The 18954-nt window shown below is 65.4% G+C and carries 19 protein-coding genes; 15 read left to right on the top strand and 4 right to left on the bottom strand.

The features are described from left to right. Positions 1–15: 15 nt before the first annotated feature. From RXV88_RS12550 to phoB, 8 genes are all read left to right on the top strand, one after another. A complete protein-coding gene (locus tag RXV88_RS12550; protein ID WP_316293399.1) occupies positions 16–1200 on the top strand; it encodes an aminotransferase class I/II-fold pyridoxal phosphate-dependent enzyme in 1185 nt (394 codons plus the stop codon). After that, positions 1197–2240 carry an ATP-binding protein gene (locus RXV88_RS12545; RefSeq protein WP_316293344.1) on the top strand — a complete coding sequence of 348 codons (1044 nt, stop codon included), beginning with the start codon at positions 1197–1199 and terminating at the stop codon, positions 2238–2240. The genes RXV88_RS12550 and RXV88_RS12545 overlap by 4 nt, the downstream gene beginning before the upstream one ends. Positions 2241–2529: 289 nt before the next feature. Continuing rightward, positions 2530–3570: a substrate-binding domain-containing protein gene (locus RXV88_RS12540; protein ID WP_316293343.1), complete on the top strand. Its 1041-nt coding sequence runs from the start codon at positions 2530–2532 to the stop codon at positions 3568–3570. A gap of 82 nt (positions 3571–3652) precedes the next feature. After that, complete coding sequence (gene pstC, locus RXV88_RS12535; RefSeq protein WP_316293341.1) at positions 3653–5116, top strand: phosphate ABC transporter permease subunit PstC; 1464 nt, start codon at positions 3653–3655, stop codon at positions 5114–5116. Beyond that, entirely contained in the window at positions 5113–6462 is a 1350-nt protein-coding gene (pstA, locus tag RXV88_RS12530; RefSeq protein ID WP_316293340.1) for a phosphate ABC transporter permease PstA, read from the top strand. Before pstC ends, pstA begins: the two co-directional genes overlap by 4 nt. Before the next feature lie 13 nt (positions 6463–6475). Further along, positions 6476–7273 carry a phosphate ABC transporter ATP-binding protein PstB gene (gene pstB, locus RXV88_RS12525; RefSeq protein WP_316293339.1) on the top strand — a complete coding sequence of 266 codons (798 nt, stop codon included), beginning with the start codon at positions 6476–6478 and terminating at the stop codon, positions 7271–7273. 4 nt (positions 7274–7277) lie between these two features. Then, entirely contained in the window at positions 7278–8024 is a 747-nt protein-coding gene (phoU, locus tag RXV88_RS12520; RefSeq protein ID WP_316293337.1) for a phosphate signaling complex protein PhoU, read from the top strand. A 4-nt stretch (positions 8025–8028) separates the two neighbouring features. After that, on the top strand, positions 8029–8718 hold the full coding sequence (gene phoB / locus RXV88_RS12515; protein WP_316293335.1) for a phosphate regulon transcriptional regulator PhoB: 690 nt from the start codon (positions 8029–8031) through the stop codon (positions 8716–8718). A 3-nt stretch (positions 8719–8721) separates the two neighbouring features. On the opposite strand, the gene RXV88_RS12510 is transcribed toward phoB, so the two are convergent. Continuing rightward, positions 8722–9636, bottom strand: a complete 915-nt coding sequence (locus tag RXV88_RS12510; protein WP_316293332.1) for a LysR substrate-binding domain-containing protein — start codon at positions 9634–9636, stop codon at positions 8722–8724. A gap of 84 nt (positions 9637–9720) precedes the next feature. Between RXV88_RS12510 and RXV88_RS12505 the strand changes: the two genes are divergently transcribed. From RXV88_RS12505 to RXV88_RS12495, 3 genes are all read left to right on the top strand, one after another. After that, positions 9721–10944, top strand: a complete 1224-nt coding sequence (locus RXV88_RS12505) for an acyl-CoA dehydrogenase (RefSeq protein WP_316293397.1) — start codon at positions 9721–9723, stop codon at positions 10942–10944. 272 nt (positions 10945–11216) lie between these two features. Then, positions 11217–11660, top strand: a complete 444-nt coding sequence (aroQ, locus tag RXV88_RS12500; RefSeq protein WP_316293330.1) for a type II 3-dehydroquinate dehydratase — start codon at positions 11217–11219, stop codon at positions 11658–11660. Continuing rightward, positions 11657–12418: a LuxR family transcriptional regulator gene (locus RXV88_RS12495; protein WP_316293328.1), complete on the top strand. Its 762-nt coding sequence runs from the start codon at positions 11657–11659 to the stop codon at positions 12416–12418. Before aroQ ends, RXV88_RS12495 begins: the two co-directional genes overlap by 4 nt. A gap of 359 nt (positions 12419–12777) precedes the next feature. Here the strand turns inward: RXV88_RS12495 and tsf are convergent, their stop codons facing one another. From tsf to RXV88_RS12480, 3 genes are all read right to left on the bottom strand, one after another. Then, entirely contained in the window at positions 12778–13653 is an 876-nt protein-coding gene (gene tsf / locus RXV88_RS12490; protein WP_316293326.1) for a translation elongation factor Ts, read from the bottom strand. Positions 13654–13727: 74 nt separating this feature from the next. Beyond that, on the bottom strand, positions 13728–14516 hold the full coding sequence (rpsB, locus tag RXV88_RS12485) for a 30S ribosomal protein S2 (protein ID WP_316293325.1): 789 nt from the start codon (positions 14514–14516) through the stop codon (positions 13728–13730). 170 nt (positions 14517–14686) lie between these two features. Continuing rightward, complete coding sequence (locus RXV88_RS12480) at positions 14687–15991, bottom strand: HupE/UreJ family protein (RefSeq protein WP_316293323.1); 1305 nt, start codon at positions 15989–15991, stop codon at positions 14687–14689. 115 nt (positions 15992–16106) lie between these two features. On the opposite strand from RXV88_RS12480, the gene RXV88_RS12475 reads away from it, so the two are divergent. From RXV88_RS12475 to RXV88_RS12460, 4 genes are all read left to right on the top strand, one after another. After that, positions 16107–17000, top strand: a complete 894-nt coding sequence (locus tag RXV88_RS12475) for a PfkB family carbohydrate kinase (RefSeq protein ID WP_316293322.1) — start codon at positions 16107–16109, stop codon at positions 16998–17000. Further along, a complete protein-coding gene (locus tag RXV88_RS12470; protein WP_316293320.1) occupies positions 16997–17923 on the top strand; it encodes a pseudouridine-5'-phosphate glycosidase in 927 nt (308 codons plus the stop codon). The genes RXV88_RS12475 and RXV88_RS12470 overlap by 4 nt, the downstream gene beginning before the upstream one ends. A 69-nt stretch (positions 17924–17992) precedes the next feature. Then, on the top strand, positions 17993–18688 hold the full coding sequence (locus RXV88_RS12465) for a DUF502 domain-containing protein (protein WP_316293318.1): 696 nt from the start codon (positions 17993–17995) through the stop codon (positions 18686–18688). Between the two features lie 39 nt (positions 18689–18727). Beyond that, complete coding sequence (locus RXV88_RS12460; protein ID WP_316293316.1) at positions 18728–18952, top strand: hypothetical protein; 225 nt, start codon at positions 18728–18730, stop codon at positions 18950–18952. The last annotated feature ends 2 nt before the right edge of the window (positions 18953–18954 follow it).

The following is an 18954-nucleotide window of genomic DNA, read 5'->3' as shown; positions in this document are numbered from 1 at the left end:
GGGAACAAGGACATGATGAAGAAAACCATCCAGCGCCCCGGCGGCCTGCCGCCCAGCGCCTCGACCCCGGTGGTGACACCGCTGATGCCCTCGGTGGTCTATGCCTCCGACACGCCGGATGCGCTGGATGCGCAATACGAGGGCCGCGCGCAGGGCTACACCTATGCTCGCGAGGGTCACCCCAATGCCGACGTGCTGGCCCAAAGGATCGACGCGCTGGAAGGCTGCGAGGGCGGGATCGTCACCGCCTCGGGCATGGCGGCGGTCACGGCGGCGCTGCTGGGTGTGTGCAAGGCGGGCGATCATGTGCTGGGCGGCAACCAGCTTTATGGCCGGTCGCTGCGCATGATGACCGAGGATCTGCCGCGCCTGGGGATCGCCACCAGCCTCGCCGATCCGACCGACGCCGAGGCCTTTGCCGCGGCCCTGCGGCCCGAGACGCGGATGGTGCTGATCGAGGTCGTTTCGAACCCGACGCTGCGGATCGCCGATCTGGACGGGATCGCGGCGCTCTGCAAGGCGCGCGGCGTTCTGCTGGCGGTGGACAACACCTTTACCACCCCCGCCGCGATCAAGCCGTTCGAGCGGGGGGCGGATATCGTCATCCATTCGGTGACCAAGCTTATGGCCGGGCATTCCGACGTGACGCTGGGCTGGGTCGCTGCAAGCGATGCGCAGATCGCCCAGCAGATGCGGGTCTTTGCGGTGACCACGGGCCTCACCCCCAGCCCCTTCGATTGCTGGTTGGGCGAGCGTGGGATGATGACCTTCGATCTGCGCTTCGAAAAGGCCGAGACCAACGCCAAGGCGCTGGCCAGCTGGCTGGCGGATCAGCCCGGCGTGGCCCGTGTGCTCTATCCCACGCGGCCCGACCATCCCGATGCGGCGCGGGCGCAATCGGTGCTGCGCGGGCATGGCTGCAACATGGTCAGCTTCGAGCTGAAAGGCGGGCGCGCTGCCGCCAATGCCTTTGCCGGGGCGGCGACGGGCGTGGCTTTTGCGCCGACGCTGGGCGACGTGGGCACGACCCTGTCGCATCCCGCCAGTTCCTCGCACCGCGCATTGACGCCCGAGGGGCGCGCGGCCATCGGCGTGTCCGAGGGGTTCTTCCGCGTCTCGGTCGGGCTGGAGCCGCCCGAGGCGTTGCAGGCCACCTTCCGCGACGGGCTGAACGCGGCCAATGCCGTGCCCGGCGGATGAGCCTGATCGACAGTTTCGTCGCCGCCATCCCCATGCCGGCGGTGCTGATCCGGGCGGATGAACGGATCGCCGCCGCCAATACCGATGCCGAACGCCTCTTGGGGCGTGGCATCGTGCAGCGGCATTTCATTACCGCCCTGCGCCAGCCCACGCTTCTGGACAGTATCGAGGCCACGCTCCGCGACGGGAAACCGCGCCTGACCAGCTTTCTGACCAACGACGGCCGTCAGGACACCACCTTTCGCGTCTCCTGCCGCAGGGTCGAACTGGACAGCGGGCCGGGCGTTCTGGTCACCTTCGAGGACATCACCCACCTGGAACAGGCCGGGCAGATGCGGCGCGACTTCGTGGCCAACGTGAGCCACGAGCTGCGGACGCCATTGACCGCGCTCATGGGTTTCATCGAAACCCTGCGCGGCCCGGCCCGCGACGACGCGGCGGCCCGCGACCGGTTTCTGGGGATCATGCAGAACGAGGCGGGGCGGATGAACCGGCTTGTGGGCGATCTGTTGTCGCTCAGCCGTGTCGAGGCCGACGAGCGGTTGCGCCCGACCGGTCGCGTGGACCTGCCCGCGCTGGCGGCCGAAGAGATCGGCCGCCTGACGCCGCTGGCGCAGGACGCCGGGGTGACATTGCTGATCGAGGGCGCGACGGAGGGTTTCCCGGCGATCCCCGGCGACAGCGACCAACTGCGGCAGGTGATCACCAACCTTCTCGAAAACGCGATCAAGTATTCGGGGCAGGGGGCGCGGGTGACCGTCACGCTCGGGGGCCCCGAGTACCGGCCCCGGCTGCGCCAGAACGGCGTGTCGCTGTCGGTGCGCGACACCGGTCCGGGGATCGCGCAGCACCACATCCCGCGCCTGACCGAACGGTTCTACCGCGTCGATTCCCACCGCTCGCGCGAGATGGGGGGCACGGGGCTGGGGCTGGCCATCGTCAAGCATATCGTCAACCGCCACCGCGGGCGGCTGCGGATCGAGAGCGCGCCGGGCCGGGGCACCACCTTCACTGTCCTGCTGCCCGCCGAGATCGCCTGACGCGGCGGGGGAATCGCGACTCGGTCCGAGTGGTTCCCGGGATTCGGCGTCATTTCCAGCGCTCTCGGTATGCCGCGCGGCGGACGCGGGAAAAAATCCGCCTGAATGGCACAGAGATTTTCCCTCATAATTTCGGTGACTTAACCGACATCAAAGCAAGTCCTCGCAGGGCCACGGGCGCTGTCATGAAACCGTTACACAAGTGTCACAAAACCATAGCCGACAGCCCTTAGCACGGCGTCGAGATCATCGTGGGGATGATCAGGAACAGACCTATCAGGAGCATTCCATGACCTCTGTAAAACTCGCCACTTCCGCTCTGGCGATCGCTGCCGTTTCCGCAACCGCCGCCGCCGCCCGTGACAACGTTCAGGTCGCCGGTTCGTCGACCGTGCTGCCCTATGCCTCGATCGTCGCCGAAGCCTTTGGCGAAAACTTCGACTTCCCGACGCCGGTCGTTGAATCGGGCGGCTCCTCAGCCGGGCTCAAGCGGTTCTGCGAAGGCGTGGGCGAGAACACCATCGACATCGCCAACGCCTCGCGCGCCATCCGCGAGAAAGAGGTCAAGGCCTGCGCCGACAACGGCGTGACCGACATCATCGAGGTTCGCATCGGCTATGACGGCATCGTCTTCGCCAGCCAGATCGACGGCCCGGCCTTCACCGCGTTCGAGCCTGCCGACTGGTACAACGCCCTGGCGCCCAAGGTCGTCGTCGACGGCGCGCTGGTCGACAACCCCTACAACACCTGGGCCGAATTCAACGCCGATCTGCCGGACGTCGAAATCGCCGCCTTCATCCCGGGCACCAAGCACGGCACCCGCGAAGTGTTCGAGGAAAAGGTCCTGGCCACGGGCTGTGAAGTCACCGGCGCGCATGACGCCATGATCACCGCTGGCATGTCCGAGGACGACGCCGAGGACGCCTGCATCGCGGTCCGCACCGACGGCAAGTCGGTCGACATCGACGGCGACTACACCGAAACCCTGGCGCGCATCGACAGCAACCAGAACGGTGTCGGCGTCTTTGGCCTGGCGTTCTACGAGAACAACACCGACAAGCTGAAGGTCGCCACCATGAGCGGCATCGCGCCCTCGACCGAGACCATCTCGACCGGTGAATACCCGGTGTCGCGTCCGCTGTTCTTCTACATCAAGAAGGCGCATATCGGCGTGATCCCCGGCCTCAAGGAATTTGCCGAGTTCTTCGTCGCCGACGAGATCGCCGGCCCCGACGGCCCGCTGGCGGAATACGGCCTTGTGTCCGATCCCGAACTGGGCGACACGCAGGCCATGGTCGCGGACGAGCAGGTGATGGGCTCGAACATGTAAGACGGATCACCGTCGGTACCGGGGCGGCATATTGCGCCGCCCCGTTTCCTTTTAGGTCATTTAGACAAGCTTGGGGGCTTCGATGCCGGTGTTCTGGCTGATCCTGATCGTGCTTGCGGTCGCCGCGGCGGGCTTCGTTTTCGGACGGGGGCGTGCGCTTGGCAAGGCGGGCGGCAATCGCCGCCGCCTGCATTCGCTGCCCGCCTACTACGGCTGGAACGTGGCGCTGAAGGTGCTGGTGCCGGCGTTCGGCGTGCTGGCGGGCTGGCTGCTGGTGCAGCCGCTGGCGGTGAACCAGCTGGTGACCGCCGATCTGCCCGCCACGGCGGTGTCCGAGGACACCACCATCGGGCTGGTGATGTCCGACGTGCGCCGGGTGGCCGACGGGCTGGATGCGGTCGTGGCGCAGGGCATCATGACGTCCGAAGAGGCCGCGACCCTGCGTGTGGAATTCACCGATGTGCGCGCCCGCCTGGCAGAGGCCGGGGTCGCTCTCGGCAGCGATGTGACGGCCCAAATCTTGCGCGCCGCGCAGGAGTACCGCAGCCTGAACCGCATCGGCGGTTTCGCGATGACGGCGGTGGTACTGCTGGCCGCCTTGGGCGGTCTGGCCCTGGGCCTGTCGAATTCCACGCCCGAGTACCGCGCCCGCAACGTCGTCGAGGAGGGCATCCGCGCGCTGCTGATCGCCGCGGCGATGCTGGCCATCGCCACGACGCTGGGCATCGTGCTGTCGCTTATCTTCAACACGATCGAGTTCTTCCGCATCTACCCGGCCTCGGACTTCTTCGGTTCACTCACCTGGTCGCCATCCTTCGGCGGCGGGTCCGAGCTTGGGATCTGGCCGCTCTTGTGGGGCACGCTTTACATCTCGGTGATCGCCCTTCTGGTGGCGGTCCCGGTGGGGCTCTTCTCGGCGGTGTATCTGTCGGAATACGCCGGAGCCCGGACCCGCGCGATCGTCAAGCCGCTGCTCGAGGTGCTGGCCGGCATCCCGACCATCGTCTACGGCCTTTTCGCGCTGCTGACGGTGGGGCCGCTGCTGATGCGGGTTTTCGGCGATGACGGGCTGGGCTGGATGCAGGCGGGGACGGCAGTGATGACCGCCGGGCTGGTCATGGGTGTCATGCTGATCCCCTTCGTCAGCTCGCTTTCGGACGACATCATCAACGCGGTGCCGCAGGCCATGCGCGATGGCTCCTACGGGCTGGGCGCGACGAAGTCCGAGACGATCCGCCAGGTGGTGCTGCCCGCCGCCCTGCCGGGCATTGTCGGGGCGATCCTGCTTGCCGCCAGCCGCGCCATCGGTGAGACGATGATCGTGGTGCTGGGGGCAGGGGCCGCCGCACGGCTGTCGCTCAACCCGTTCGACGCCATGACCACCGTCACCGCCAAGATCGTCAGCCAGCTGACCGGCGACGCCGATTTCGCCTCGCCCGAGGCGCTGGTGGCCTTCGCGCTTGGCATGACCCTTTTTGTCATCACGCTGGGGCTCAATGTCTTCGCCCTATGGATCGTCCGCCGCTACCGGGAGCAATACGAATGACCGACGCAAGCATCCCTTCGGACACCCCGCGCGGCAAATCCCTGACCGCCGTCGATGCCCGCACGGCGAAACGCAACGCCGCCGAGAGACGCTTTCAATGGTACGGCAGGACCGCCATCGGCGTCGGCCTGCTGGCGCTGGTGATCCTGCTCGGGTCGATCCTCTCGAATGGCATGGGCGCGTTCCAGCAGACCTTCATCACCGCGGATGTCTATCTGGACCCGGCCAAGCTCGACAAGAACGGCCAGCGCGACATCGAGGACATCAAGAAGGTGTCGACCTTCGGCTATGCGCCGCTGGTCGAGAATGCCGTCTTCAGATCCGTCGAAAGCCTGGGGATCGAGACGCCGCTGACCAGGGCCAAGGACATGAAGGCGCTGGTGTCGGCCTCTGCCCCGGCGCAGGTGCGGGATTTCGTGATCGCCAATCCTGACCGCATCGGCGACACGGTCGCCTTCCGCATCCTCGCCTCCAGCCGCGTCGACGGCTATCTGAAAGGCCGCGTGGTGCGCGAGGACGTCGCCCGCGACAAGAACATCGACGCCGAACACCTTGATCTGGTGGACGAATTGCGCGCCGCGGGTTTGGTCGAAAAGCGCTTCAACGTGGATTTCATCCTCGGCGCCGACGCCTCGGAATCGCGGCCCGAACAGGCCGGGCTGGGGGTGTCGATGCTGGGCTCGTTCTTCATGATGCTGGTGGTGCTTGTGCTGTCGCTGCCCATCGGCGTGGCGGCCTCGATCTACCTCGAGGAATTCGCGCCCAAGAACCGCCTGACGGACCTGATCGAGGTGAATATCTCGAACCTCGCTGCGGTGCCGTCGATCGTCTTCGGTATCCTTGGCCTTGCCGTCTTCATCCAGTTCGCGCATCTGCCGCAATCGGCCCCGCTGGTGGGCGGGCTGGTGCTGACGCTGATGACGCTGCCGACGATCATCATCTCGACCCGCGCGTCGCTCAAGGCGGTGCCGCCGTCGATCCGCGATGCGGCTCTGGGCGTGGGCGCGTCGAAGATGCAGGCGGTGTTCCACCACGTCCTGCCGCTGGCCATGCCCGGCATCCTGACCGGCACGATCATCGGCCTGGCGCAGGCCCTGGGCGAAACCGCGCCGCTGCTGCTGATCGGCATGGTCGGCTATATCGCCACCAACTATCCCGAAGGGCTCGCCAGTGGCTTTCTCGACCCCAATTCGGCCATGCCCGCGCAGATCTACGAATGGGCCAAGCGGGCCGATCCTGCCTATTACGAACGCGCCTGGGGCGGGATCATCATCCTGCTGGTGTTCCTGCTGACGATGAACCTGATTGCCATCCTGCTGCGCCGCCGGTTTGAACGCCGCTGGTGAGAGAGGTAGAACCATGTACGATCTGCAAAGACCGAAAGAGGACCAGATTGTGACGAACGTGAAAATTGCCGCGCGCGGCGTCCAGGTCTGGTACGGCGACACCCACGCCATCAAGGACGTGAACGTCGATATCCAGGACAAGACCGTGACGGCCTTCATCGGCCCGTCGGGCTGCGGCAAGTCGACCTTTCTGCGCTGCCTCAACCGGATGAACGACACCATCGACATCTGCCGGGTCGAGGGCGACATCCGGCTCGATGACGAGGATATCTACGACAAGCGCGTCGATCCGGTGCAGCTGCGCGCCAAGGTGGGCATGGTCTTTCAAAAGCCCAACCCGTTCCCCAAGTCGATCTATGACAACGTGGCTTACGGGCCGCGCATCCACGGCATGGCCGCGAACCGCGCCGAGCTGGACGAGATCGTCGAGCGCGCCCTGCGCCGCGGCGCCATCTGGGACGAGGTCAAGGACCGGCTGCAAGCGCCGGGCACGGGGCTTTCGGGCGGTCAGCAGCAGCGGCTTTGCATCGCGCGCGCCGTTGCCACCGAACCCGAGGTTCTTCTGATGGACGAGCCGTGCTCGGCGCTCGACCCCATCGCCACCGCGCAGGTCGAGGAACTGATCGACGAGCTGCGGCAGGATTATTCGGTGGTGATCGTCACCCACTCGATGCAGCAGGCCGCCCGCGTCAGCCAGAAAACCGCGTTCTTCCATCTCGGCCATCTGGTCGAATACGGAGAGACCGGGCAGATTTTCACCAACCCCGAGGATTCACGCACCGAATCCTACATCACCGGCCGGATCGGATAATCCCATGCACGAGATGAAGCAGCATATCGCAAGCGCCTTCGACCGCGATCTCGAGGGCATTCAGGCGCGGATCATGAAGATGGGCGGGCTGGTGGAAACCGCCATCCGCGACAGCGCCAAGTCGCTTGAAACCCGGGATGAACAACTGGCCGAGCTGGTGCGCGCCAACGACAAGCTGATCGACGCGCTCGAAGAGCAGCTCAACGAAGAGGCCGCGCGCGTCATCGCGCTGCGCGCCCCCACGGCGGGCGATCTGCGGGTCGTGCTGTCGGTGATGCGCATGTCGGCCAATCTGGAACGGATCGGCGATCTGGCCAAGAACATGGCCAAGCGCACCGGCGTTCTGGTGCATCTTCAGCCCATCGGCGGCACGTCGACCGCGCTGCGCCGGATGGCGCGCGAGGTCGAGCTGATGCTGAAGGACGCGCTTGACAGCTACATCCAGCGCGACGAGGCGCTGGCCGCCGACGTCATCGCCCGCGACAGCGACGTCGACCAGATGTACAACACCGTCTTCCGCGAATTCCTGACCTTCATGCTGGAGGATCCGCGCAACATCACCGCCTGCATGCACCTGCATTTCATCGCCAAGAATATCGAACGCATGGGCGACCACGTGACCTCGATCGCCGAACAGGTCGTGTTCCTGACAACGGGCCACAAGCCCGACGAGGCGCGCATCAAGGCCGATGTGACGTCGACGGACCCCGAGCTGAGCCTCGAATCCGACGCCGCCCAGGGCAAGGAGTGATCGCGTGTCTGCCGATCAGCCGACCGTCCTGGTGGTCGAGGACGAACCGTCGCAACGCGAGGTTCTAAGCTACAATCTCGAGGCCGAGGGCTTTCGCGTCGCGCGCGCCGTGAACGGCGAAGAGGCGCTGGTGATGGTCGAGGAGGAACAGCCCGATATCATCGTGCTCGACTGGATGCTGCCCAACCTCTCGGGCATCGAGGTCTGCCGCCAGCTCAAGATCCGAAGCGCCACGCGCGGCGTGCCGGTGATCATGCTGTCGGCCCGCTCGGAAGAGGTGGACCGGGTGCGCGGGCTGGAAACCGGGGCCGACGATTATGTCGTCAAACCCTATTCCGTGGTCGAGCTGATGGCCCGTGTCCGCGCGCAGCTGCGCCGCACCCGTCCAGCGGCGGCGGGTATGCGTCTGGAATATGCCGATATCGTGCTGGATGCCGAAACCCACCGCGTGACGCGCGGCGGCAAGGAACTCAAGCTCGGGCCCACGGAATTCCGGCTGCTCAGCACCTTCATGGATAAGCCAGGGCGCGTCTGGTCGCGCGAGCAATTGCTCGACCGGGTCTGGGGCCGCGACATCTATGTCGACACGCGAACGGTGGACGTGCATATCGGGCGGCTGCGCAAGGCGCTCATGCAACACGGCGGCGAAGACCCTGTGCGCACGGTGCGCGGCGCGGGCTACGCCCTGGGGTGACGTTCAGCGGGGCAGGGGATCGTCGTCCTCGGCCTGGGTCGCCAGCCAGTCGCGGAAGTGCCGCAGCGCCGACGGCATCGGTCGGCCCGTCGGCCAGACCAGATGATAGCCGCCCAGCGTGACCGGCGGCGCGGTGCTGGCCGGGACAAGCCGGCCCGCGGCGCGCTCGGTCTCTGCCAGGTAGTCGGGCATCAGCGCCACCCCCAGCCCATGCAGCGCGGCCTGCAGGATCGTGGTGAACTGATCGAACTGCGCGCCCGACAGACTGCCGCTGGCCACCCCTTGCGCGGCAAACCAGTTCGGCCAGGCCTCGGGCCGGGTCTGGATGTGCAAGAGCGGTTGCGCGCGCAGCTTTTCGGGCGGCAGGGGCGCGGGAACAAGCGACGGGCTCGCCAGCGGCAGCACCCGTTCGGTCTTTAGCAGCAGATGATCCGTTCCGGGCCAGTCCGGTGCGCCAAAGTGAATGGCTGCATCAAAGCTTTCGTCGGCAAATCGGAACGGCCGCAGACGGGTGGTCATGTTTACCGTCACCTCGGGATGACGGCGGGTGAAATCGGGCAGGCGCGGCACCAGCCAGCGCATGCCGAAACTGGGCAGGATCGCCAGGCTGAGCGCGCCGCCGCCACGATCCCCGCGCAGCGTCAGCGCCGCCTCGGACAGCCGGTTGAGCGCCTCGCGCACCGTGGCGGCATAGGCGCGCGCCTCGTCGGTCAGCACCAGCCGCTTGCGCTCGCGGTGGATCAGTGTGACCCCCAGCTGCGCCTCGAGCGTGACCAGCTGACGCGACACGGCGCTTTGCGTCAGGTCCAGCTCACGCGCCACCGCCGTGGCTGACCCGAGCCGCTCCAACGCCTCGAGCGCGCGAAGCGCGGGCAGGGGTGGCAGCAGGCGCCGCGCAAGTTCATTCTCATTCCGCATGAAGTCATGCCAATATGTCGCTTTTGCATGTTAGTATCGCAAGTTATACCCACGCCCAAGCAAAAGGAGCATGGTATGAACCAGATGAATCCGCCGCAGCCCAGCCTGAAACCGAAAGACGCGCCCGATCTGGGCACGTTCGACTGGGAAGATCCCTTCCGCCTCAGCGACCAGCTGGCCGAAGACGAACGCATGATCGCCGACAGCGCCCGCGCCTATGGGCAGGAAAAGCTGCAGCCCCGGGTCATCGAGGCCTTTAACAACGAGACGGTAGAGCCTGAAATCTTTGCAGAAATGGGCGAGATGGGTCTGCTGGGCGTGACCGTGCCCGAGGAATACGGCGGGCTGGGGTCGTCCTATGTGTCCTACGGCCTGGTCGCGCGCGAGATCGAGCGCGTCGATTCCGGCTATCGCAGCATGATGTCGGTGCAATCCTCGCTGGTCATGTACCCGATCTACGCCTACGGCAGCGAAGAACAGCGCCAGAAATACCTTCCCAAACTCGCGAGCGGCGAGTGGATCGGCTGCTTTGGCCTGACCGAACCCGACGCCGGCAGCGATCCCTCGGGGATGAAGACCCGCGCCGAGAAGACCGAGGGCGGCTATCGGCTGACTGGCTCCAAGATGTGGATCTCGAACAGCCCCATCGCCGATGTCTTCGTGATCTGGGCCAAATCCGAGGCCCACGGCGGCAAGATTCGCGGCTTTGTGCTCGAAAAGGGCATGAAGGGCCTCAGCGCCCCCAAGGTCGGCAACAAACTGTCGCTGCGCGCCAGCGTGACGGGCGAGATCGTCATTGATGGCGTCGAGGTCGGGGAAGAGGCTTTGTTGCCGCATGTTCAAGGACTTAAAGGGCCTTTTGGATGTTTGAACCGCGCCCGCTACGGCATCAGCTGGGGTGTGCTGGGTGCAGCGGAATTCTGCTGGCACGGCGCGCGGCAATACGGACTTGACCGCAAGCAGTTCGGCCGTCCGCTGGCGCAAACGCAGCTCTTTCAAAAGAAACTGGCCGACATGCAGACCGAAATCGCGCTTGGCCTGCAGGCGTCTTTGCGGGTGGGCCGGCTGATGGACGAGGCGAACGGCGCGCCCGAGATGATCAGCATCGTCAAGCGCAACAATTGCGGCAAGGCGCTCGACATCGCGCGCATGGCCCGCGACATGCACGGCGGCAACGGCATTTCGGCCGAATTCCAGGTGATCCGTCATATGATGAACCTTGAGACGGTCAACACCTACGAGGGGACGCACGATGTGCACGCGCTGATCCTGGGCCGCGCACAAACCGGCCTGCAGGCGTTTTTCTAAGCCTGATCGGCGGAGCCCCGGCGCGGGGTTCCGCCGCAATCCCAATTGCTTGGCGCGCATTCCTCGCGTGGATCATCAAATGGGGGAGACAAAAGTCAGGCGCGGATTACCTGGCCAGCGCCACGTTTCGGCGTCAGCAATATCCTCATAATCAGTATTATGTAATTTAAAACGAACGGCAGACTTGCCACTTTGGTCGCCATTCGACCCGCGCTTACTGGACACTGCCCCGATCGGCTGGCTATCTGTGCCGATCAAAAGGATTATCCGCCATGGCAGCGCTTCTTATTCTGAACGGCCCCAACCTCAATCTGCTTGGGACCCGGCAGCCCGAAGTATACGGGACGACCACATTGGCCGATATCGAACGCGCCTGCCGCGATCATGCGCAGAGCCGCGGGATCACGCTGGATTTTGCGCAATCCAATCACGAAGGCGCGCTAATCGATGCGATCCATGCCGCGCGCGGCACGTTCGACGGGATCATCCTGAATGCCGGTGCCTATACGCATACGTCTGTCGCGCTGATGGATGCGATCTTTTCCGCCGAGATCCCGACGATCGAGCTGCACTTGTCCAACGTGCACGCCCGCGAGCCCTTCCGCCACCAAAGCTATATCGCCAAGGCCGCCGTCGGGATCATCTGCGGTTTCGGCGCGCGCGGCTACACGCTGGCCATCGACGCGATGCTTGGCCATCTCGAGGCGCGCGCATGACCCCCGGCGAACGGACATATCTGATCAAGCTCACGAATGCCGACACGATCGAGTGTCTGTGGCGCAACCATTGCCGCCGCATGGCGGACTATGGGTTCGACCGTCTGCTCTATGGGTTCACGCGGTTCCGGACGTCGACCTCGCTGGGCGATCCGAACGATTTCATCCTGCTGAGCAACCACGACCCGACGTATGTGTACGGCTTCATGGACGAGGGTCTCTATCATCACGGGCCCATGGTGCATTGGGCGCTGAACAACGAAGGCTCTTGCAGCTGGTCGGTGCTGGCCCGAATGGTCTCCGAGGGCACGCTGACCCCGGACGAACAGCGCGTGCTGGAGTTCAATATCCAGCATGGCGTCACGGCCGGATATACTGTCAGCTTCAAATCCGTGTCGTCGCGCGCCAAGGGGGCGATCTCGCTGGCCGCGCGCCGGGGCATGAGCCAGGACGAGGCGGATGCGGTCTGGGCCGAGCACGGCGAAGCCATCGTTCTGATGAACAATCTCGTGCATCTCAAGATCCTCACCCTGCCCTACATGCCCGCCAACCGCTCGCTGACGAAACGCCAGCGCGAGGCGTTGCAATGGGTCGGCGATGGCAAGACGACGCAGGACATCGCCCAGATCATGGGGCTGACTCCGGCCACGGTCGAAAAGCATCTTCGCCTTGCGCGCGAGGCTCTGAATGTCGACACAACCGCGCAAGCGGTCCTGAAAGCGGCGTTCCAGAATCAGATGTTCATTGTCGAGGGCTGAGACCGTAAACTCTTCGTGAATTCGTCGATAGAACCGGTCATATCCAAGTAAAGTCAGGAATTCCCCACTTCCTCACGGCGATATTACTTGGCAGGTTATCGACGTTCCGTGAGTGGTGGCGTTTTGCCATAGGAACAATAAGGCTACACCCCTGTCATTGTTGGGCAATGTGGTCTTACCGGTGAATGCCGGAGCTGGCCCGGCGTCGCAATTCATGCGGCGTCGGGTCGGCACCCTGATGCGGCCCCTCGCCTCATCCCCAAACGTTTTGGGGGGTCGCATAAAGGTAACGGAGCCGCCCGAGTTCGTGGGCGGCTCCGTCATTTTCAGAGGTCTTTTTTCATCGGAAAACCGGGCGGTCAGCCCTGAGCGGCCTTCGCCACCTCGGCGGCGAAATCCTCGGCCTCTTTCTCGATGCCTTCGCCGACCTGCAGACGGACATAGCCGGTGATCTTGGCGCCGGCTTCTTCGGCGGCCTTCTCGACCGTGAGGTCGGGGTTGACCACGAATTGCTGACCCAGCAGCGTCACTTCGGCCAGGAATTTCTTCATGCGGCCTTCGATCATCTTTTCGATGACCTGCTCGGGCTTGCCGGATTCGCGCGCGATGTCGATCTGCACCTGACGCTCTTTTTCGACCACGGCCTGGTCGAGGTCGTCCGACGACAGCGACTGCGGGTTTGCGGCCGCGATGTGCATCGCCACCTGCTTGCCAAACGCCTCGTCACCGCCGGTCATGGCGACCAGAACGCCGATCTGGCCCATGCCGGGGGCCGCTGCGTTGTGGATGTAGCTGGCGACGACATCGCCTTCGACCTTGGCCATGCGGCGAAGCGACATGTTCTCGCCGATGGTGGCGATCTTGTCGGTGATCGTGTCGGCCACGGACTTGCCGCCCAGATCGGCGGACAGCAGCTCCTCGACGTCAGCCGCGTTGACGGCGGCGGCGGCGATCTTGGCGACCATGTCCTGGAATTCGGCGTTCTTGGCGACAAAGTCGGTTTCCGAGTTCACCTCGACCGCCACGCCGGTGCCACCCTCGACCGCGACGGCCACGAGGCCCTCTGCGGCGGTGCGGCCGGATTTCTTGGCGGCCTTGGCCAGACCCTTGGTGCGCAGCCAGTCGACCGCGGCGTCCATGTCGCCGTCGGTTTCCACCAGCGCCTTCTTTGCGTCCATCATGCCTGCGCCGGTCATTTCGCGCAGTTCTTTCACCTGAGATGCGGTAATCGCCATCTTGGCTCTCCTCAATTTGCGAATCGGATGCAGGGCAGATCATGATCCGCCCTGCGCAACATCTGGATGACGGCTCAGGCCTGGCTGGCCGTCTCTTCGGTGGCGGCGGCTTCGGTCACGGCCTCTTCGACCGGGGCCTCTTCCAGCGCGCCAAGATCGACACCGGCGGCGCCCATCTGCGCGCTCATGCCGTCGAGAGCGGCGCGGCTGACCAGATCGCAGTAAAGCGAGATGGCGCGGGCGGCGTCGTCGTTGCCAGGGATGATGTAATCCACGCCGTCGGGCGAGCAGTTGGTGTCGACGATGCCGACGACCGGGATGCCCAGCTTGTTGGCCTCGGCCACGGCAAGCGCCTCTTTCTTGACGTCGATCACGAACAGCATGTCCGGCACGCCGCCCATTTCACGTATGCCGCCCAGCGAAGCCTGAAGCTTGCCCTGGTCGCGTTCCATGTTCAGACGCTCTTTCTTGGTCAGGCCTTCGGCGCCCTGCTCCATCTGCTCGTCGATCTGCTTGAGACGGTTGATCGACTGCGACACGGTCTGCCAGTTGGTCAGCGTGCCGCCCAGCCAGCGGTGGTTCATGTAGTACTGCGCGCATTTCTCGGCGGCTTCGGCGATCGGCTGCTGCGCCTGACGCTTGGTGCCGACGAACAGCACACGGCCGCCCTTGGCCACGGTTTCGCGGATCGCGTTCAGCGCCGCGTCCAGCATCGGGACGGTCTGCGTGAGGTCCATGATGTGGATGCCGTTGCGCGCGCCGTAGATGAACTCGCCCATACGGGGGTTCCAGCGCTGCGTCTGGTGGCCGAAGTGAACGCCAGCTTCCAGCAGCTGACGCATGGTGAACTCGGGAAGAGCCATGGTCGTTTCCTTTCCGGTTTACGCCTCGGCGGGGGTGAGGTCCCGGATCACGTCCGGGACAACCGGTGGACATTCGGGGATGTCTCCCCCAAAGGCCCGACCCCGCCTGTGGGATTAAGTGGCGCGCGTATAGACCGCCGGGGCGACGGGCGCAAGGGCCAAGGCGCGCGTTACAGGAAGACCCGTTCGACGAACCACCACGCCCCCACGAGCCCGATCGCGGCCGACGCCGGGATCGCGACGAAATTGCGGTAGGCGTCCAGCCGGTCGACGAAGGTGGCCGACAGAAAACACAGCCCCGCCAGCGCCGCCAGCGGCCACAGGAAGACCGGCGCCGAAGAGCCCATGACTGCCGTGAACCCGTCGCCGTTCAGCGCCAGCCCCAGCGCCACGAACACCACCGCCAGCACGGCATAGACGACGCGGGCCTTTTCGCTGTCCGCATCGCCCCGATCCACCGCCACCGCCAGCCAGACCAGCAGCGCGGCCAGCGCGATCACCGTCAGCTGGCCCAGCTCGACGCCGACATTGAAGCCGATCAGGGCTGGCACGAAGGCCTGTTGCGGCAGGCCGAACTCGCCCAGCACGCTGGCAAAGCCCAGCCCGTGCAGCAGGCCGAAGACAAAGACCACCACGGGGCGGGCGCGGCTCAGCCCCCGGGACAGGATGTTTTCGACCGCCACGAAGGTGATCGAGGCCGCGATCAGCGGCTCGACGATGCTGCCCGGGATGTTGACCATCCCCAGCGCCCCCAGCGCCAACGTCACCGTATGCGCCAGTGTAAACGCCGACACCTGCCAGAGCAGCGGCCGCAGGTGGGTGGACAGAAAGAAAAGCCCCAGCACAAACAGGATATGATCCAGCCCCAGCGGCAGGATGTGATCGAAGCCCACCGGGATATAGCCGAAGAACGCCTGCCAGCCGCTCTGCGCGTCGCCGCCTTCGATCTGGATCGGGCCCGATCCCTCGCCGCCGGTCAAATAGCCGGTGTAGGGCTCCTCGACCCCCTGCTGGCGCAGGATCAGCGTGCCGTATTCCGCCGGCCAGTCGACAAATAGCTGGTCTGCGCCCGCAGGCAGCGCGCCTTGCCAAAGAATGCCGGTCTCGCGCGGCAGATCGACATTGCCGATGGGCGCGACGGTGATCTCTGTCGCCTCGAGCGTCACGGGCGCATCCGGTGTGCGGACATTCAGCGCCTCGGCGATCTGCGGCAGCGCATCGCGAAGCGCGGCCTCCAGCGCGTCAGGTTCCAGCGCGCGCAGGCGGTCGACCTCGTCGGATCTGTCGGTGTCGTTGGTGTCCTCGACGCCTTCAAGGTCGACGCCCGCGACGATCGGCTCGGCATTCAGCGCGATGAAAAGGGTCAGTTGACCGTTTTCAGTTTCCAGATCGGCAATCGCCGGCTGGACCTCATGTGCGGCGGCCAGCGTCGCACCGAATAGCCACACCAGCAAAATCGTCAGAAACCGTCGCATCTTTGCCCTCACCTACATTCCGGGCGCAAAATGGCGTAATCGACAGAGAGTTCAAGCGCTCCGGCCCGCCAAAGCGCACTTGCGCCGCCCGGGCGGTCGCGCCAAAAGGACGTGCATGAGCGCAACACCTGACATTCTGTGCATCGGATCGGTCCTCTGGGATGTGATCGGCCGCTCGGCGAGCCACATGCGCGCGGGCAGCGATGTGCCCGGTCGCATCACCCGCCTGCCCGGCGGCGTTGCGCTCAATATCGCCATGACGCTCGCACGGTTCGACCTGCGCCCCGCGCTGCTCAGCGCCGTGGGGCGCGACGCCGAAGGGGCCGAGCTGATCGCCGCCTGCGGCAAGCTGGGGCTGATCACCGAGCATGTCTACCTCTCGGACGATCTGCCGACCGACCGTTACATGGCCGTCGAAGGGGCGAACGGGCTGATCGCGGCCATCGCCGATGCCCATTCGCTCGAGGCGGCGGGCGATAAGATCCTGGGCCCCCTAACCGGCGGGGCGCTTGGCAGTGCCGACGCGCCCTACCCCGGCCCCGTGGCGCTGGACGGCAACCTGACCGAGGCGCTGCTTGAGGACATCGCGCATCACCCGGCGTTTACCGCCGCCGATCTGCGCATCGCACCCGCAAGCCCCGGCAAGGCCGAACGCCTGCTGCCCTTCATCCGCGCCGGGCGCGGCGTGCTTTACGTCAACCTCGAAGAGGCCGGGTTGCTCTGCCAGACGACCTTTGCCAGTGCCGCCGAGGCCGCGCAAAGGCTGGTCGCCCGAGGTGCCGCGCGGGCCATCGTGACCAACGGCGGCGAGGAAAGCTGCGACGCCACCCCCGCCGGGCTGGTCCTGCAGCGCCCGCCCGAGGTGCTGGTCACCCGCGTGACCGGCGCGGGCGACACCTTCATGGCGGCCCATATCGCGTCCGAACTGGCCGGGGCCGACCGCCAGACCGCGCTCATGCGCGCCATTTCCACCGCCGCCGCCTATGTCTCCGGAGAAACCGCGTTTTGACCCAGCTTCACCTGTCCGCCCCCGTCGCCACCGCCATCGCCGAAAACCGCCCCGTCGTGGCGCTCGAATCGACGATCATCACCCATGGGATGCCCTGGCCGCATAACCTCGAGGTGGCGCGCAAGGTCGAGACGACCGTGCGCGAGGCTGGCGCCGAACCGGCCACCATTGCGGTGCTCGATGGCGCGCTCTGCGTCGGGCTCGACGATGCGCAGCTGACCGCGCTGGCCCAGGCCAAGGGTGTGGCCAAGCTCAGCCGCGCCGACATGGCCGTCTGCATGGCCGAGGGGCGCACTGGCGCGACCACCGTCGCCGCCACGATGATCGCCGCCCAACGTGCCGGGATCGGCGTCTTTGCGACCGGCGGCATCGGCGGCGTGCACCGGGGCGCGGAGAGCTCGTTCGACATTTCCGCCGATCTGCAGGAAATGGCCCAGACCGCCGTCACCGTGGTGGCCGCGGGGGCCAAGGCCATCCTCGATCTGCCCAAGACGCTCGAAGTGCTCGAGACCCTCGGCGTGCCGGTCATCACCTATGGCCAGGACATGCTGCCCGCCTTCTGGTCGCGCCAGAGCGGGCTGCGCAGCCCCTTGCGGATGGACGACCCCGCCGCCATCGCTCGCGCGCACCTGATGCGCGGCGCGCTGGATCTGCCCGGCGGGCAGTTGATCGCCAACCCGATCCCCGAGGCCGCCGAGATCCCGCGCGACACGCTCGCCCCGGTCATCGCCCAGGCCACAAGCGACGCCGACACCCACGGCATCACCGGCAAGGCGCTGACGCCCTACCTGCTGCAACGCATCTACGAGCTGACCAACGGCCGCTCGCTCGACGCCAATATCGCGCTGGTTCTCAACAATGCCCGTCTGGGGGCCGAAATCGCCCGCGAATTGTGCGCCTTGCGCGCGCAATCGCCGGGCTGACCGCCAGGGCCATTGTAGTGACGCCGCAGAGCCCCTAGGTTCACGTCAACGCCCATCTTCGGACATGCCATGACCACCCCATTCGACCCCGAGCCCCGCCGCCGCGGCATCCTCGCCGGATTGCGCGCGAGTTTCCTGACCGGGATCGTCGTCATCGCGCCCGTGGGCCTGACCATCTGGCTGATCTGGACCCTGGTCGGCTGGGTCGACGGATTTGTGCTGCCGCTGGTGCCCTCGCGCTTCAACCCCGAGCAATACATCGGCATAAACCTGCGCGGCGTGGGCGTGATCTTTTTTCTGGTTTTCACGATCGTCGTGGGCTGGATCGCCAAAGGTCTGATCGGCCGGTCGCTCATTCGCTTCGGCGAAGGGCTGGTCGAACGCACGCCGGTCGTCCGCTCGATCTATTCCGGCATCAAACAGATCGCAGAGACCGTCTTTGCCCAATCCGAACGCAGCTTCGAAAAGGCCTGCCTGATCGAATATCCGCGCAAGGGGATCTGGGCCATCGCCTTCATCTCGACCGACACCCGGGGCGAGGTGGCGGACAAGGCGACCACCATGGGCGGCATGGTGTCGGTCTTTGTGCCCACGACACCGAACCCGACCTCGGGCTTTCTTCTGTTCTTCCCCAAGGAGGACGTGATCGAGCTCGACATGACCATCGAGGACGCCGCCAAGCTGGTGATCTCGGCCGGGCTGGTCTACCCCAACGGCGACAAGGCCAAGGCCGCGGTCGAGCTTATGGCGCGCAAATCCGCCTGATCCGTGGTATTCTCCTGACATTCAAAGAAGGAGAATTTCATGCCCGCCGATACATTCATCTTCAATCCAGACACTTTCCTGGCCGGTTACAGCGGCGACGCGCAAGACGCGACTGAAGAGATCAGCCTGACATTCCAGGAAATTTCCCGGCATTACAACACGGCCCCCATCGACGACCGGCTGGATCAGATCGCCGCGGCGATCGAGGAAACCCGGGGCGGAATCGAAGACTTTGTCTTCTCTATCGACCAATTGCCCGGCTGACC

The organism is Aestuariicoccus sp. MJ-SS9 (assembly GCF_032586235.1).
Lineage (GTDB): Bacteria > Pseudomonadota > Alphaproteobacteria > Rhodobacterales > Rhodobacteraceae > Aestuariicoccus.
Note: the sequence above shows the minus strand (reverse complement) of the source record. Positions and strands in the feature narration are given on the sequence as shown.

What these genes read in the sequence shown, in the direction of transcription:
- RXV88_RS12550 (WP_316293399.1), top strand. Translation starts at nt 16, where the DNA reads ATGAAGAAAACCATCCAGCGCCCCGGCGGCCTGCCGCCCAGCGCCTCG.
- RXV88_RS12545 (WP_316293344.1), top strand. Translation starts at nt 1,197, where the DNA reads ATGAGCCTGATCGACAGTTTCGTCGCCGCCATCCCCATGCCGGCGGTG.
- RXV88_RS12540 (WP_316293343.1), top strand. Translation starts at nt 2,530, where the DNA reads ATGACCTCTGTAAAACTCGCCACTTCCGCTCTGGCGATCGCTGCCGTT.
- pstC (WP_316293341.1), top strand. Translation starts at nt 3,653, where the DNA reads ATGCCGGTGTTCTGGCTGATCCTGATCGTGCTTGCGGTCGCCGCGGCG.
- pstA (WP_316293340.1), top strand. Translation starts at nt 5,113, where the DNA reads ATGACCGACGCAAGCATCCCTTCGGACACCCCGCGCGGCAAATCCCTG.
- pstB (WP_316293339.1), top strand. Translation starts at nt 6,476, where the DNA reads ATGTACGATCTGCAAAGACCGAAAGAGGACCAGATTGTGACGAACGTG.
- phoU (WP_316293337.1), top strand. Translation starts at nt 7,278, where the DNA reads ATGCACGAGATGAAGCAGCATATCGCAAGCGCCTTCGACCGCGATCTC.
- RXV88_RS12510 (WP_316293332.1), bottom strand. Translation starts at nt 9,636, where the DNA reads ATGCGGAATGAGAATGAACTTGCGCGGCGCCTGCTGCCACCCCTGCCC.
- RXV88_RS12505 (WP_316293397.1), top strand. Translation starts at nt 9,721, where the DNA reads ATGAATCCGCCGCAGCCCAGCCTGAAACCGAAAGACGCGCCCGATCTG.
- aroQ (WP_316293330.1), top strand. Translation starts at nt 11,217, where the DNA reads ATGGCAGCGCTTCTTATTCTGAACGGCCCCAACCTCAATCTGCTTGGG.
- RXV88_RS12495 (WP_316293328.1), top strand. Translation starts at nt 11,657, where the DNA reads ATGACCCCCGGCGAACGGACATATCTGATCAAGCTCACGAATGCCGAC.
- tsf (WP_316293326.1), bottom strand. Translation starts at nt 13,653, where the DNA reads ATGGCGATTACCGCATCTCAGGTGAAAGAACTGCGCGAAATGACCGGC.
- rpsB (WP_316293325.1), bottom strand. Translation starts at nt 14,516, where the DNA reads ATGGCTCTTCCCGAGTTCACCATGCGTCAGCTGCTGGAAGCTGGCGTT.
- RXV88_RS12480 (WP_316293323.1), bottom strand. Translation starts at nt 15,991, where the DNA reads ATGCGACGGTTTCTGACGATTTTGCTGGTGTGGCTATTCGGTGCGACG.
- RXV88_RS12475 (WP_316293322.1), top strand. Translation starts at nt 16,107, where the DNA reads ATGAGCGCAACACCTGACATTCTGTGCATCGGATCGGTCCTCTGGGAT.
- RXV88_RS12465 (WP_316293318.1), top strand. Translation starts at nt 17,993, where the DNA reads ATGACCACCCCATTCGACCCCGAGCCCCGCCGCCGCGGCATCCTCGCC.
- RXV88_RS12460 (WP_316293316.1), top strand. Translation starts at nt 18,728, where the DNA reads ATGCCCGCCGATACATTCATCTTCAATCCAGACACTTTCCTGGCCGGT.